The sequence below is a fragment of the Alkalihalobacterium alkalinitrilicum genome (genome assembly GCF_002019605.1).
Lineage (GTDB): Bacteria > Bacillota > Bacilli > Bacillales > Bacillaceae_F > Alkalihalobacterium > Alkalihalobacterium alkalinitrilicum.
The window spans coordinates 154,631-168,962 of record NZ_KV917368.1 but is presented as its reverse complement, the minus strand read 5'-3'; the positions used below and the strand labels follow the sequence as shown (position 1 = coordinate 168,962).

Genomic DNA, 14,332 nt, shown 5'->3' with positions numbered 1-14,332 from the left:
ATCACTCCTTACGATAAAAATCCAGTTAATGGAGAAGACGCCTGTGCTTTAGTGCTTGGCGATTGAATTCCTGATAAATATGCTTTTCTCCCCGCCTGCACACTTAGTTTAAATGCTTCTGCGATTTGAACGGGGTCATCTGCTGTAGCGATAGCTGTATTCACTAATACTGCATCTGCTCCCATCTCCATCGCCTCAGCGGCCTGTGAGGTTTTACCAAGGCCTGCATCAACAATAATCGGGATGTCTATTTCGTTGATCAATATTTGAATTAATTCCTTAGTCTGAAGGCCACGATTAGAGCCAATAGGAGCACCTAGAGGCATGATGGCTGAAGCCCCCACCTCTTTTAATTGTTTAGCCACCATTAAATCAGGAGACATATAAGGAATACGATAAAACCTTCTTCGGCTAACATTTCTGTCGCTTTGATCGTTTCATAATTATCTGGTAAAAGATACTTTTGATCCTTAATTACTTCAATTTTGATCCAATTCCCCATCCCAGTCGCTTTAGCTAATTGTGCTATTCTAACTACTTCCTCAGCTGTACGAGCCCCTGTTGTGTTAGGTAATAAACGCATCTGTTCTGGAATATAAGATAGAATGTTATCTTCTTGATCTTCTAAATTAACGCGGCGCAACGCAACCGTAATTAGTTCCGCTGCAGAAAGTTGGCAAACTCCTGGGATAAAGGAATGATTGGCAAACTTTCCTGTTCCAATCAATAGACGGCTTTTTAACTCATGTCCTGCTATAATAAGCGAGTCACTCATGTTGGACCCTCCTCACAAAAATATGAATATAACATAGCCATCTTACTCTCCCAACAATAAATATTCAGTGATTCTCATCACAGTAACAAAAGTGCCTGGCACCTTTACCTATTTAAAGTGGTAAAGATGCCTGGCACCTCACATTTATTTTTTCAAATTTAGCTTTGCTAGCGCTTCTGCAAGAGCTGGATTAAATGGTTCTTCTTCTTTGTGTTGTTTCTTTAGATATTGATTGACTTCTTTTTTAGAAACTTTCGTATTTTTTTCTTTTTTCTTCCGTTCATTAAATGTTGATAGTTTTTCTTTATGGCCACAACTACAAGCAAATACTTGACCTTCACCTTGACCTCGTAGCTCTAACTTTTTAAAACATTTTGGGCAACGTGCATTTGTCTTTTTCGCGACAGCTTTTCTGTGGCCGCATTCACGGTCCTCACAGACGAGTATCTTTCCTTTTTTTCCGTTTACTTGTAACAAATGTTTCCCACATTCAGGGCAGGTTCTCCCTGATATATTATCATGCTTATATTTGCGCTCACTCATCTTAATCTCGTCAACAATAGCTTTTGTGTATTCTTTCATTTCAACGAGAAAATTTTGTTTAGCTAAATTCCCTTTGGCAATTGCTTCGAGCTTTTGCTCCCATTCAGCCGTTAACGCTGGTGACTTCAGATCTTTCGGTACTAGCTCGAGTAACTGTCTTCCTTTAGAAGTGGTAACGATGTCTTTTCCTCTTTTTTCAATTAGAAAACTATTAAATAGTTTATCGATAATATCAGCTCTCGTTGCAACGGTTCCTAGCCCACCTGTCTTCCCAAGCGTTTTTGCGAGTTCATTATTTGTTTCAGACATAAATTTCGCTGGATTTTCCATCGCAGATAGTAGTGTTCCTTCGTTAAAAAAGTGCGGTGGTTGTGTTTCTCCTTCTGTTTGCGAGATGGACTTAATGGTTAAAGTATCCCCAACTCTTAATTGGAGAACTTCACTATCAATCGATTTTGTTTCATTCTCATCATTTCCATAAATCTCTTTCCAACCTAACGACTGTACGACGTTTCCTTTTGCAACAAACGTTTCACCGTTGATGGACGTCACAACGGTTGTTTGTTCATATTCATAAGGTGGAGAAAGCACAGCTAAAAACCGCTTGACGACTAAGTCGTAAATTTTTCGTTCTTTCTCACTAAACGACGATAGTATAGGGGCGACTTCTGTCGGAATAATTGCATGGTGATCAGTAACTTTTTGATTATCAACAAAATGGCGATTGGCTTTAATTGGTCGTTGTAATAACTTAAATGCCAGTTTGGCGTAAGGTCCTACTCCACATGCTTCTAAACGGTCTTTTAACGTTTCAACAATATCCTCAGATAAATAACGCGAATCTGTACGTGGATAGGTTAATACTTTATGTTGTTCATATAATTTTTGCATCGTATTTAACGTTTCTTTCGCACTGAAACCAAATAACCGATTCGCTTCACGTTGGAGCTCTGTTAAATCAAATAATTGAGGTGAAAACGTCTTTTTTAACTTTTTCTCTATATTAACCATTTGTATCGATTTATTCTTTATCGTTTCTTGAACTTTTTTCACTCGATTTAGATCAAATGTTTTTAGATCATTTGTCTTTCCGTCTTGCCATGTTAGCTTCAACTTATGATCGCCCTCAACAGTAACTCCATAAAACTTTTTCGGTTTAAATTCAGCAATTTCTCGTTCTCTTTGATGAATAATCGCGAGCGTCGGCGTTTGTACTCTACCACATGATAATTGAGCGTTGTACTTAGACGTTAGTGCCCTCGTTCCATTCAAACCAACGATCCAATCCGCTTCGGAACGAGCAACTGCCGCTGAATATAAGTTTTCATAGTCTTTACCTGGACGTAATGTTTGAAAACCCTCTTTAATTGCTTTATCCGTAACAGAAGATATCCAAAGGCGTTTGATTGGCTTTTTCACATTTGCTTTTTCAATGATCCACCGAGCAACTAACTCACCTTCACGGCCAGCATCAGTAGCGATGACGATTTGTCCTACATCTTTTCGGTGCATTTGCGATTTTACTACCTGATATTGTTTATTTGTCTTTTTTATAACTATAATATTTAATTTTTTGGGTAACATAGGAAGGTCATCCAAATTCCAGGACTTATATTTTTCATCATAAGATTCGGGGTCAGCTAACGTTATTAGATGTCCAAGCGCCCACGTCACGATATAACGGTCACCTTCGAAATATCCGTTTCCTTTTTTTGTACATTTTAATACTTTTGCTATGTCTCTTCCAACTGAAGGTTTTTCTGCTAATACAACTGTTTTATTCATGTTAACATCCTTTCAACAACAACTAAAAAATACTATACCATATTTTTATTGACAGTTAAATTAATGAATGATAAAATTATAAATTTGCTATTTACAGACAAGTGTGATATAATGAGTTGAACTCAAATTTAGGAGGTCGAGCTATGTTTCAAATTGGAGACAAGATTGTTTATCCAATGCACGGCGCTGGTGTGATTGAAGATATTGAAGAAAGAGAAATTCTTGGGGAAACCCAACAATACTATGTCTTAAATTTGTCTCATAGTACGATGCAAGTAATGGTTCCTATGAAGAAAACATCAAGTATCGGTATACGTGAAGTCGTAGATCACGATACATTAGACAAGGCATTATCCATTCTTCACGATGGTGAACCAGACGATTCGGTTAATCGTCACCAACGTTATCATTTAAACATGAAGAAAATGAAAACGGGTGATATTTGTGAAAGTGCTCAAGTCATTAGAGATTTAATGTTCTTAAATAAAAATAAAAAGCTTGGTACTGAAGATAAGTTCATGCTTGATAATGCCAGACGCATTTTTATTAGCGAACTCATTCTTGTTAAAGGATTTGAAGAAGAACAAGCGATTGAATTTTTAGACAATGCAGTAAACGGTTAATCGAACAAAAACCTCTTCATGAATGAAGAGGTTTTTTTGTTTGTCTAAAAAATGATCCTGGATAAAAAAACAACGAGAGTAACTGTTACACTACTTGCTAATGTAGTAAGTAGTACCGCTTGTGCTGCATAATCTGGGTGATTATTATATTCTAATGCAAAAAGTGCACTATTTCTTGAAGTTGGAAATGAGCTAGCTATAAATAACGCCTGTGCAGTGGTAACCTCTATTCCTAAAAAAGATATGACACACCATGCTAATATGGGCGAAACAATTAATCGTCCACAAATACTGATCAATAATAAAAATGAAAAATGATGTACTTTAAGTAAAGCTACTTGTGCTCCCATTGTTATGAGTGCAATCGCCAAAAATGCATTCGCTATATTTGAAATTGGATTAAAAACAAAAGGAGGAATGTTAATTTCTAAAAGGTTTAACAACAATCCTATGAATAGAGCATAAAGAATGGGCAATTTAAAAAGTTCGACAATTGCTTTAAACTTTTTTTGATCGACTCCCACCGAATTAAACAAACCATATGTAAAAGTAAGTAAATTTTGAAAGATCATAACGAACATTTGAATGGATACACCTAAAGGATTCCCCATAAAAACAAGTTGACTAACTGGAATACCAAAATTCCCACTATTAATTAATACAATTGAATTTTTGAAAGTTGCTGCCATACTTTTATCTAGTTGCATTAATCTCGAAATACCTTCACACAAAACCATTAAAAATAAACTTAAATATATTAGAGACTATTTTATAAGCGTAAGAATCCCATCACCACACGATATATAAGAAAAATAACTCACAAGTCCTTATATATTTTTCGGTGTTTAACAATAAAAACTTAAACATATAAAAACAGCCTCTACGCACCCTCTTAGACCTAATTTTGAATAACTTTTTTATTAATTACATAACGAATTTCAAAATAAGTTACTTCTTCTGGTAAACTTTCCTTGATCGGTTTTAACCGTTCAGCTCCAATCGTCTGAATTGCTTCTTCAATTAACTGCTCATGATGTGCGTTTACGAATGACCTAAGGTCGATGTCTTTTCCCTCATCATGACATTTTTCTAGATGCGTGAGAATTGTCTCCGGTGAACACTCTCGTCCTTCAGCCAACTCTATTACAGAAAGCCCTTCTTGATACATTTCATATGTTATATGATGACTCGGTATTTTCGAAGATCCCTTTTTTGTCGTCGATGTAGTAATTTCTCCCCTTTTTTCTTGAAAAGGAAGTAGCGTTTCTAAAAACTGTGCCCCATACTTCTCTAATTTTTGTTGACCGACACCATTAACTTTTAATAACTCCTCTGTACTGGTCGGAATAGTCCGGCTCATTTCACGTAATGTTTTATCTGAGAAAATTAAATATGGCGGTACTTTCTCTTCATCAGCGATATCCTTACGCAGCTTTCGTAAACTTTCGAAAACTTCATCATTTGCTTCAATTGTTATACTTTCGATTTTTTCTTTACGATATACTTGGATTTCTCCTTTTAAAACAGATACCGCTTTCTCTGTTAACCGTAACGTTGGAAAATTTCCTTCTGATGGCTTTAAATATTGCTCTGCCGTCAAGTAATCAATAAATTGCGAGACGCTTTTGCCTGTCCACGTTTTCAGGAGACCATAGGTCGTCAGTTGATCTAGCTTAAAGTCTTTTACTTTTTTACTTTCTGACCCGACTAATACTTGAGCAACGATCGTTTTCCCAAACTTCTCTCTCATCCTTTTAATGGTTGAAAAGACCATTTGTGCTTCTCTCGTTACATCCGTATTTTCTCCTTCATCTAAACAATTTGTACACTTATCACATGCTTCAAACTCTTCGTCATCAAAGTAATCACCAATATATTGTTGTAGACACGACTCAGTATGGCAATAATCGACCATTTGCTGTAACTTTTTGTATTCATTCGTTTTTCTTGTTTCTTCAATATCCGATTGTTCAATTAAAAACTTTTGAATACGTATATCATCAGGAGCAAACAGAAGTACACATTCACTTTCCTCACCGTCTCTTCCAGCTCTTCCTGCTTCTTGATAGTAAGATTCAATATTTCTCGGCAAATTGTAATGGAGAACGAACCGTACATTTGATTTATCAATTCCCATGCCAAATGCATTCGTTGCGATCATGACCGTGATGTTGTCACGAAGAAAATCATCCTGATACTGAGCTCTTTCCCCGTCCGATAATCCCGCATGATATTTTCCAACCGCTATCCCTTTTTCCGTTAATTTTTCATACAACTGCTCGACTACTTTTCTCGTTGAAGCATAGATAATTCCAGAACTAGCCTGATTCCTTTTTAAGTACTGTGATACATATGAAAATTTATCTTGCCCTTTCACCACTTGTAACGCCAAGTTCTCTCTCCGTGCACCATTCACAATGGTATTCTCATCTGAAATATTTAAATGCCGACAAATATCCTCTCTGACTTGAGGCGTTGCCGTTGCCGTTAATGCTAGAACGATTGGATTCGTTTGTAATCTACTAATGAGGGTAGATATATTTAAATAACTTGGACGAAAATCGTGTCCCCATTGAGAAAGACAGTGAGCTTCATCGATTGCAACGAGCGTAATCGGCAATTCATTTAATAGACGAAAAAAACGAACATCCTCTAAACGCTCTGGCGCAACGTAAATTAGTTTATATTCTTCGTTTCTCATATTTTCTAAGCGTTCATTTAATTCACTTGTAGATAAGGAGCTATTAATGTATGTACTTGAAATTCCTAATTGATTTAATCCGTCTACTTGATCTTTCATTAATGAAATGAGCGGTGATACGACGATTGTAACTCCTGTATATATAAGGGCTGGAACTTGATAACAAATCGATTTCCCGCCACCTGTTGGCATAATTCCAAGTGTATTTTGGCCTTCTAACACTTTCTCCACAATATCATTTTGACCTTTACGAAACGCTTCATAGCCAAAATACTGCTTTAAAAGTTCAACTGCTTTTGTTTGCATAACCGAACTCCTTCCATACGACTGCTTTTTTTATTTTAAAGGAAAATTTAAATTTAATAAATGGTGAGGTAAAATTGATAGAAAAAAAATATAGTAGAGAGGTAGTTGAGAGATCCCCACTTTCCCTCTTTTAGTGACGATGGCTAGACGCGCGTAATTGAGGAACACGAGATAAAATTTAATAATTTCTCTATTTTTTATAAAAACCCTGCGCATTTACAAAAAAATTACTTTTGTTATTATTTTAAAGCCATACATATATTACCTACAAAAAGTAATGATGTATATTTACTAAGTATGTTAAAATATCTTCATTCGTTTTATAATAGGAAAAGTGTGAAAAAAAAATCAATCATAATCTATAATTCATATAGAAAGAAAGGTTGTCATTCATGAGTGTATTAACTGTGAAAAACTTAAGTCACGGATTTGGTGACCGTGCGATCTTTAATGATGTTTCTTTCCGACTTTTAAAGGGAGAACATATTGGACTGATTGGTGCAAACGGCGAAGGTAAATCGACGTTTATGAATATTATTACTGGCAAGTTACAACCTGATGCAGGAAAAGTCGAGTGGTCAAAACGAGTACGTGTCGGTTATTTAGATCAACATACCGTTCTTTCAAAAGGAATGACGATGCGTGACGTTTTAAAAAGTGCGTTTCAATATTTGTTTGATTTAGAGACACAAATGAACGACCTTTTTAATAAAATGAGCGATGTCTCTCCTGAGGAACTAGAAAAACTATTAGAAGAAACAGGAACGATTCAAGACATACTGACAAATAATGATTTCTATACGATCGACGCTAAAGTCGAAGAAATTGCCCGTGGTCTCGGACTCACTGATATTGGTTTAGATCGTGATGTTGATGATTTAAGTGGTGGTCAACGTACGAAGGTCTTGCTTGCCAAGCTTTTACTAGAAAAGCCTGATATTTTACTATTAGACGAGCCGACCAACTACTTAGATGAACAACACATTGAATGGTTAAAGCGCTATCTAAATGAGTATGAAAATGCTTTTATCTTAATCTCTCATGATATTCCATTTTTAAATAGTGTCATTAATCTTATCTATCATATGGAAAACCAAGAGTTAAATCGTTATGTCGGTGATTATGATCACTTCCTTGAAGTTCATGAAATGAAAAAGCAGCAATTAGAGTCGGCTTATAAAAAACAACAACAAGAAATCTCTGAGCTTAAAGACTTTGTCGCAAGAAATAAAGCTCGTGTTTCAACGCGAAATATGGCGATGTCTCGTCAGAAAAAGCTCGACAAAATGGAAGTGATTGAACTTGCCAGAGAAAAGCCGAAACCAGAGTTTAACTTTAAAGAATCTCGCGCTTCTGGAAAAGTAATTTTTGAAACGAAAGAACTTGTCATCGGGTATGACGAACCATTATCAAGACCGTTAAACCTTCGCATGGAACGCGGTCAAAAAATCGCGTTATACGGTGCGAACGGGATCGGGAAAACGACATTATTACGAAGTATCTTAGGTGAAATTAAACCTATCTCAGGCTCTGTTGAACGTGGAGATTATCTTCATATCGGCTATTTTGAACAAGAAGCAAAAGATGCTAACCAAAATTCATGTATTGACGAAATTTGGAAAGAGTTTCCTTCTTATAGCCAAGCAGAAGTTCGTGGGGCTCTTGCGAAATGCGGGTTAACAACTAAGCATATCGAAAGTAAAATTATGGTTTTAAGTGGTGGAGAAAAAGCAAAAGTAAGGCTTTGTAAATTGATTAACAACGAGACAAACCTTCTCGTACTCGATGAGCCTACCAACCACCTTGATGTGGATGCAAAAGAAGAACTGAAACGTGCTTTAAAGGCATATAAAGGTAGTATTCTCCTCATTAGCCATGAACCAGAATTTTATAATGAAATCGTAACTGAAAAATGGAATTGTGAGTCTTGGACAACAAAGGTTATTTAATCTTTTTGAAGCACTCATATTGTAATTAGTAAATTAAAACTATTAAATATTTGATAATAATCTACATGACGACTTTTGTGTATAACATATAAGACTTTAGGTGTTTCAACTACTCGGTTGAGATACCTATTTTTTTGCTTTTATTATCGATTTATCCCGTTTAACTGGCGCTAAGACTCCCACTTCAAGGCTTTGAGGTAACAAGAAAGACTAAGTAAATGCATAAATGAACACAGACTAATAACGTCACGTCCTGTGACAACGTCTGTGTGACCCACGTCGTGAGGGCCCCAACTAACATACTACGGAGGGTGTTTGCCCCCCACCCACTGTATGAAGTTTCACTTTATCAATACATTTAAATATTTTAATTACTTCAGTAATTTTACTACGACTCTTTACTTGATCACCTCATATTTAACCCATATTAAGGGAACTCTATGTAAGAATTAAATTTTCTAAATTAATTTTTCAGAGAGGAAGAATATGATGAACAAACCTGAAGAAGATTCGAGTTCTACTCAACACAAGAACAGTGTCTTTTCTGACGAATTTAACCATACATTGACTCATCCCTTTTCCAAAAAACATTCTTCTTTATCGACCACCAACACAGTACAGTTACCGATACAGATGATGTCTACAGATAGCATTCCTCATACTCGAGCTACCTTTATGGCATTTGTGGATGCTGTAATTCCATCCACATTGGGGGCATTGGATTTAAGACTAGATGATTTCCTCATATGGTCTTTAGATCATAACTTTTCAATTCAAAAAGAATGGGGATTGAAAAACATTCAGTTATCTCATGTAACCGCTCAAACCTTTGATGCAGCGGCTTTGCAGTTGATACTTTCAGGTAATATAAGCGAAGCACCAAACTATTCCAATTTCCCAGAAGGCGGACCCTTTGCGGCTCTTTCATTTGCTGATCGATTTGAAGCTATTCACTTATTAGAAAATAGCCGAGTAGATTTAGAAAGCCTTCCTTCTACCTATCGAAATAACATTGGTTTAGTCAAATTTACTTTTACGAACTTACATCAATTAGTAATGCTTGGTTACTATTCTGAATGGTTTTCTTATGGAGCTACACGATTAGCTTTTCCAGAGGAGCGAAGAATAGATAGATCATATATTACTTGGGAACTGATTCAATACCCAGGTCCAGCTCTTGGTTATCGTGACTTACGTGGATTTCTTGTAAAAAAATTTAAAAATTAGGCTCTATTAATGTTCACTGTTGATTTCGGACTCAGATTTTTAATCTTCTGTATATTGAAAGGAGATTGAAACTAGCCTTTCACACGGTGAGCCCAGATCATAATGATCAACAATATTCTTTTTCATAATCAAACGATAAAAGGAGTGAGAGAATGAGCCTTGATGCAGATGTAATTATAATTGGAGCTGGTGGCGGCGGGGCTGTTGCTGCCAAGGAATTAGGTGAGTTAGGAATTAAATTGCTTATTCTTGAAGCAGGGCCTTGGTACGGAAATAAAAAGTGGAGTCGGCCAAATCAAGAACGCGGTCCTGTTAGTAGCTCTAGCCTAGACGATTTGGATATTAGCCTGTTACGTCAACAATATACAAAAACTGAACATACGATGAATGATTCGATATCTGGACGGTTTCGCTGGGGACCTGCCGACCGCCGTCGCTCTCCATGGCAGCGTATTATCCCCAATCATGGGCAGCTTTGGCAATCAACTGGTGTTGGGGGAACAACCCAGCATTATTGGGCCAACTCACCTCGTGGCTATTCAACAGCCATTGACGACATTTGGCCCCTCTCATTTCGGGAGTTAATTCCTTATTACGAAAAAGTGGAGGCAACATTACCAGTTCGACCCGCACCAACTACTTCAAAAGAAGAAATGTTTTATTTCGGTGCGAAAAAAGCAGGTTGGTCATTCATAGATACGTTAAACCCTACAACTCCAGGTTACAGGCCTCAACCGAATGCGATTTTACATCCAAACGAACGATTGATGGACACGGACCTTAGTTTAGAGGAGTTATCAAAAATAGAAGGATGCACTCTGTGTGGTCACTGTATTAATGGCTGTCCACACGGCCCTTCCGTTGATAAAGTTGCGAAACGACCAACAAATATTAGCTATGTACCACTAGCCCTTCGAACAGGAAATGTAGAAATACGCCCTAATACATATACCACTAAAATTTTAACGACGAGTGGATTAAAGGATGACAGACAAGCGATTGGTGTTGAATACAAAGATACTTGGACAGGAGAAACAGGGGAATTATTTGCAAATGTTATTGTGATGGCAGCTGGTTGTATTGAATCACCGAGACTTTGGCTTAATTCCAATCTACCCTATAATTCATGGGTTGGTCGTGGATTGACACATCATTATTGGGATTGGGTAACAGGGGTGTTTGATGAGAAGGACATCATGCGCATCTTAGGGCAAGAACATATTAACCCATTTGTCGGACCAACATCAGGAGCAAGGTTAGATTACCCTGGGCTAGGATGTATTCAACCGTCTGGAGTAAGTCCTGGTTTATTCGCATCATTAACTTTTGGCTTTACTCAAAGCGGCTATTCTTTTAAACAGGGACCATCAGAGCCTGAACCTTGGGATGTTCGTGGTCGAGTCGTCGGTAATGAACTCAAAAACTGGATGGAAAACTATCAAAATACGTTAAGTATCATGATCCTTACTGATGACCAGCCCCATAAAAGAAACGGGGTCACACTAGACCTTAATTTGAAGGATGAGCATGGTCCGATCCCTGTTATTCGCTATACACCAAGTAAGGAAGATGCAAAAAAGAGAGATCAGTTAGTCAAAATCTCTGCAGATATTTTACGAAAAGCAGGAGCCAAACAAATTCATAGGACAGATTGGCCTGCTCATTTGTTTGTCCATATTGAATCGACGATGCGGATGGGTTTTGTTGTAGATGATATATGTGAAGCCTACCAAGTAAAAAGACTTTTTATTGCTGATAATAGCGTCCATTATAATGGCATCGGCGGTCCGAATCCTACTCTGACAACCCAGGCCTTAGCAACACGTACTGCAGAAAAATTAGCCAAGAAATACTTTAGTTGAGAGCGCTGGATAATAACATAATTTTAATAAAAAAAGAACATTTTATAATTAAGGAGGTGGTCATATCATATGAAGGATAGAAACATATTAAATTTAATAACAATGTTAGGAATCGGTGGTTTGGCTTTTTTTTTCCGTCGAAAAGGTGACTTGAAGGATTGGTTTCTCATTTACTTATTTAAAACGCTAATTTCTACATTAATTGATGGACCCGTTATTAAGAAAAAATATTTGCAATATCCCAATCGATATATGAATAATTGGTTTGACTCAAATATTGTATTTCTTTATGTTATCTTCCCTTTGTCTTGTGTCCTATATAATCAATTCACATACAAAATGAAGCCAGTAAAAACAATGTTAAGTGTCTTTTTATTTAGTGTACCGATGACAATCGCTGAGCACTGGCTTGAAAGAAACACTAATCTCGTTCGGTTCCGTAAAGGCTGGAATAGCTTGTATACTCTATTGGTCCTTTCTAGTACGTTTTGGATCGTTCGGTTATTCATTGAAGGGGTTCGTTATTTAGATGGAAAAAGGGGAAAAATTCAAGACAATGTTAACACAAATATTGTTTCATGAACCTTTAAGTTTGCAATCTCACCCATCTCGTGGTAGTTAATAAGTAAGGAACTGGAGGCGGTATGATTGCTATTTTTTAAAACTACAGAACAAAAACAACAATTTAATGAAATTGCTAAATTAGCAGATGTTTTTGCAAAACGAGCCCAAAAATATGATCAAGAAGGTTCTTTTCCCGTTGAAAATATTAATGACTTAAAAAAATTCGGCTATACAACTTTAACACTACCAACTGAATTTGGTGGCAAGGGTGCTTCTCTTTACGAATTTGTCCTATTGCATGAGCGTTTAGCTCAAGGCTGTGGACCAACTGCCCTTTCGATCGGTTGGCATGTCGGAATTATTTTAGATTTAGCAACAACCCGTCCGTGGTCAAAAGAAAAATACGCCGAAATCATGAAAAAAGTAAATGATAATGCATTATTAAACCGTGCGGCTAGCGAAGCGCAAACAGGTTCACCTACTCGTGGCGGCAAGCCGCAAACAACAGCTTATAAAGAAGGAAATCAGTGGCGAATTAGCGGGAGAAAGACCTTTACGACGATGGCTCCTGTACTCGATTACTTTTTAGTGTCGGCATCGATAGACAAAACTGAGGATGTTGGTGAGTTTTTAATCCCACGCGATACTTTAGGTGTGCAGATTGAAGAAACATGGGATAGTATTGCCATGAGGGCAACGGAAAGTCATGATCTTATCCTCAACGATGTAAGAATTGGTGAAGATCACTTGTTAGAATTTGTTTCAGCAAGACCTAAACAAAGAGCAAACGGTTGGTTGCTTCATATCCCTGCCTGCTATTTAGGAATTGCACAAGCTGCTAGTCATTATGCAATTGAGTTTGCCAATTCTTATCAACCCAATAGCCTTAGCCATCCTATTATTGAACTACCGAACATCCAAAGACACATTGGTGAAATGGAACTTGAGCTGATGCAAGCTCGGCACTTTTTGTTGTCTGTCGCAGACAAATGGGAGCAATTACAGGATAAAACAATAATAATTCCTGACCTCGCTGCTGTGAAACATGTCGTGACCAATTCGGCTATTACTGTCGTTGACAAAGCAATGCGCATTGTTGGAGCAAGAAGCTTGTCTGAGAAAAATCCGCTTCAGCGCTACTATCGCGATGTTCGAGCTGGACTCCATAATCCCCCGATGGACGATGCGACCCTTCACTTACTCGCTCAAAGTGCTATAAAGTCTTTTTCTGAGAAGTAAACAAAAAAGCAAGACCGACTTAAAAAAAAAAGAGTTGTCTTGCTTTTTTTCTTACATATATTGATACGGTCCAGGCGGTCGTTCTAACAAGTATTGTTCTTCGGCCTTATCTAACATTTCACGCCACGAGCTAAAACGTGTCGTTCTAACAATAAATTGTTCCCACTCTTCTTTATTTGATTCTATCATCGCTTGAATGTTCTCGGCATCTAAGTAACTATTCCGAATAAACTGCTTCCACGAATAAAACGACGTATAACGTTCCATAAACTGTTCATTGAATAAAAGATGATATGGCGCAACCATTGAAGAATAGTGATCAACAAACATTTTTTGTAAATTTGTCAGTACCGCTTTAAACATTACAACCATCCCCTTTTAATTCATAGTATTCTTATATGATATACCAAATGTATAAGTTCAAGTATACATAAAGTTAAATCCCTCGTATTATTTATATAATTCTATATTATTCAAACAATTCCTACCTGTCAACTTGTAATTAGAACTTTTTATAAAAAAAGAAAGATATGGCTATAATAGAAATTAGTGTATGTTAACCAAAGAAAGCGAAAATTGAATTCGAATGTATCATTATATCCACAAAATGTTTGCCAATGTAGCAATTTTAGCCTCATTTATTTTCATTGCAGGTTATTTAAATAGAGATCGTGCACTCTCTCCTTCTTCACCATTACGTGTAAAAGTGGTTCTTGGCGTTTATTCAGGAATTTTAGAAATCATTCTTTGACAATATA

At 36.8% G+C, this 14,332-nt stretch carries 11 protein-coding genes and 1 pseudogene; 7 read left to right on the top strand and 5 right to left on the bottom strand.

Annotation, left to right across the window (positions count from 1 at the left end; genetic code table 11):
* Positions 1-8 precede the first annotated feature (8 nt).
* Both BK574_RS00810 and BK574_RS00805 read right to left on the bottom strand, forming a co-directional pair.
* A pseudogene (locus BK574_RS00810) lies at positions 9-775 on the bottom strand (thiazole synthase).
* A 144-nt stretch (positions 776-919) separates the two neighbouring features.
* Positions 920-3,103, bottom strand: coding sequence for a DNA topoisomerase III (locus tag BK574_RS00805; protein ID WP_078427082.1), 2,184 nt, complete (start codon positions 3,101-3,103; stop codon positions 920-922).
* 143 nt (positions 3,104-3,246) lie between these two features.
* Here BK574_RS00805 and BK574_RS00800 point away from each other — a divergent pair, with 143 nt between their 5' ends.
* Entirely contained in the window at positions 3,247-3,726 is a 480-nt protein-coding gene (locus tag BK574_RS00800; RefSeq protein WP_075386188.1) for a CarD family transcriptional regulator, read from the top strand.
* Between the two features lie 44 nt (positions 3,727-3,770).
* Here the strand turns inward: BK574_RS00800 and BK574_RS00795 are convergent, their stop codons facing one another.
* Both BK574_RS00795 and recQ read right to left on the bottom strand, forming a co-directional pair.
* Positions 3,771-4,463 carry an AEC family transporter gene (locus BK574_RS00795; RefSeq protein WP_078427081.1) on the bottom strand — a complete coding sequence of 231 codons (693 nt, stop codon included), beginning with the start codon at positions 4,461-4,463 and terminating at the stop codon, positions 3,771-3,773.
* A gap of 161 nt (positions 4,464-4,624) precedes the next feature.
* Positions 4,625-6,733, bottom strand: a complete 2,109-nt coding sequence (gene recQ / locus BK574_RS00790) for a DNA helicase RecQ (RefSeq protein WP_078427080.1) — start codon at positions 6,731-6,733, stop codon at positions 4,625-4,627.
* A gap of 392 nt (positions 6,734-7,125) precedes the next feature.
* Here recQ and BK574_RS00785 point away from each other — a divergent pair, with 392 nt between their 5' ends.
* The 5 genes from BK574_RS00785 to BK574_RS00765 all read left to right on the top strand — a co-directional run bounded on the left by BK574_RS00785 (position 7,126) and on the right by BK574_RS00765 (position 13,574).
* Positions 7,126-8,682: an ABC-F family ATP-binding cassette domain-containing protein gene (locus BK574_RS00785; RefSeq protein WP_078427079.1), complete on the top strand. Its 1,557-nt coding sequence runs from the start codon at positions 7,126-7,128 to the stop codon at positions 8,680-8,682.
* A gap of 489 nt (positions 8,683-9,171) precedes the next feature.
* On the top strand, positions 9,172-9,909 hold the full coding sequence (locus tag BK574_RS00780) for a hypothetical protein (RefSeq protein ID WP_078427078.1): 738 nt from the start codon (positions 9,172-9,174) through the stop codon (positions 9,907-9,909).
* 152 nt (positions 9,910-10,061) lie between these two features.
* Positions 10,062-11,771, top strand: a complete 1,710-nt coding sequence (locus BK574_RS00775; RefSeq protein ID WP_078427077.1) for a GMC family oxidoreductase N-terminal domain-containing protein — start codon at positions 10,062-10,064, stop codon at positions 11,769-11,771.
* Between the two features lie 69 nt (positions 11,772-11,840).
* Positions 11,841-12,353, top strand: coding sequence for a CBO0543 family protein (locus BK574_RS00770; protein WP_078427076.1), 513 nt, complete (start codon positions 11,841-11,843; stop codon positions 12,351-12,353).
* A gap of 66 nt (positions 12,354-12,419) precedes the next feature.
* Positions 12,420-13,574: an acyl-CoA dehydrogenase family protein gene (locus tag BK574_RS00765; RefSeq protein WP_078427075.1), complete on the top strand. Its 1,155-nt coding sequence runs from the start codon at positions 12,420-12,422 to the stop codon at positions 13,572-13,574.
* 51 nt (positions 13,575-13,625) lie between these two features.
* Here the strand turns inward: BK574_RS00765 and BK574_RS00760 are convergent, their stop codons facing one another.
* Positions 13,626-13,937, bottom strand: coding sequence for a hypothetical protein (locus tag BK574_RS00760; protein WP_078427074.1), 312 nt, complete (start codon positions 13,935-13,937; stop codon positions 13,626-13,628).
* Between the two features lie 223 nt (positions 13,938-14,160).
* On the opposite strand from BK574_RS00760, the gene BK574_RS27230 reads away from it, so the two are divergent.
* The gene (locus BK574_RS27230) at positions 14,161-14,325 is read left to right on the top strand and encodes a hypothetical protein (RefSeq protein ID WP_158211468.1); all 165 of its coding nucleotides are present in this window, start codon (positions 14,161-14,163) and stop codon (positions 14,323-14,325) included.
* Positions 14,326-14,332 lie beyond the last annotated feature (7 nt).

Coding starts and splice junctions, on each gene's coding strand:
- BK574_RS00805 (WP_078427082.1), bottom strand. CDS start 3,103: ATGAATAAAACAGTTGTATTAGCAGAAAAACCTTCAGTTGGAAGAGAC.
- BK574_RS00800 (WP_075386188.1), top strand. CDS start 3,247: ATGTTTCAAATTGGAGACAAGATTGTTTATCCAATGCACGGCGCTGGT.
- BK574_RS00795 (WP_078427081.1), bottom strand. CDS start 4,463: ATGGTTTTGTGTGAAGGTATTTCGAGATTAATGCAACTAGATAAAAGT.
- recQ (WP_078427080.1), bottom strand. CDS start 6,733: ATGCAAACAAAAGCAGTTGAACTTTTAAAGCAGTATTTTGGCTATGAA.
- BK574_RS00785 (WP_078427079.1), top strand. CDS start 7,126: ATGAGTGTATTAACTGTGAAAAACTTAAGTCACGGATTTGGTGACCGT.
- BK574_RS00780 (WP_078427078.1), top strand. CDS start 9,172: ATGAACAAACCTGAAGAAGATTCGAGTTCTACTCAACACAAGAACAGT.
- BK574_RS00775 (WP_078427077.1), top strand. CDS start 10,062: ATGAGCCTTGATGCAGATGTAATTATAATTGGAGCTGGTGGCGGCGGG.
- BK574_RS00770 (WP_078427076.1), top strand. CDS start 11,841: ATGAAGGATAGAAACATATTAAATTTAATAACAATGTTAGGAATCGGT.
- BK574_RS00760 (WP_078427074.1), bottom strand. CDS start 13,937: ATGTTTAAAGCGGTACTGACAAATTTACAAAAAATGTTTGTTGATCAC.
- BK574_RS27230 (WP_158211468.1), top strand. CDS start 14,161: ATGTATCATTATATCCACAAAATGTTTGCCAATGTAGCAATTTTAGCC.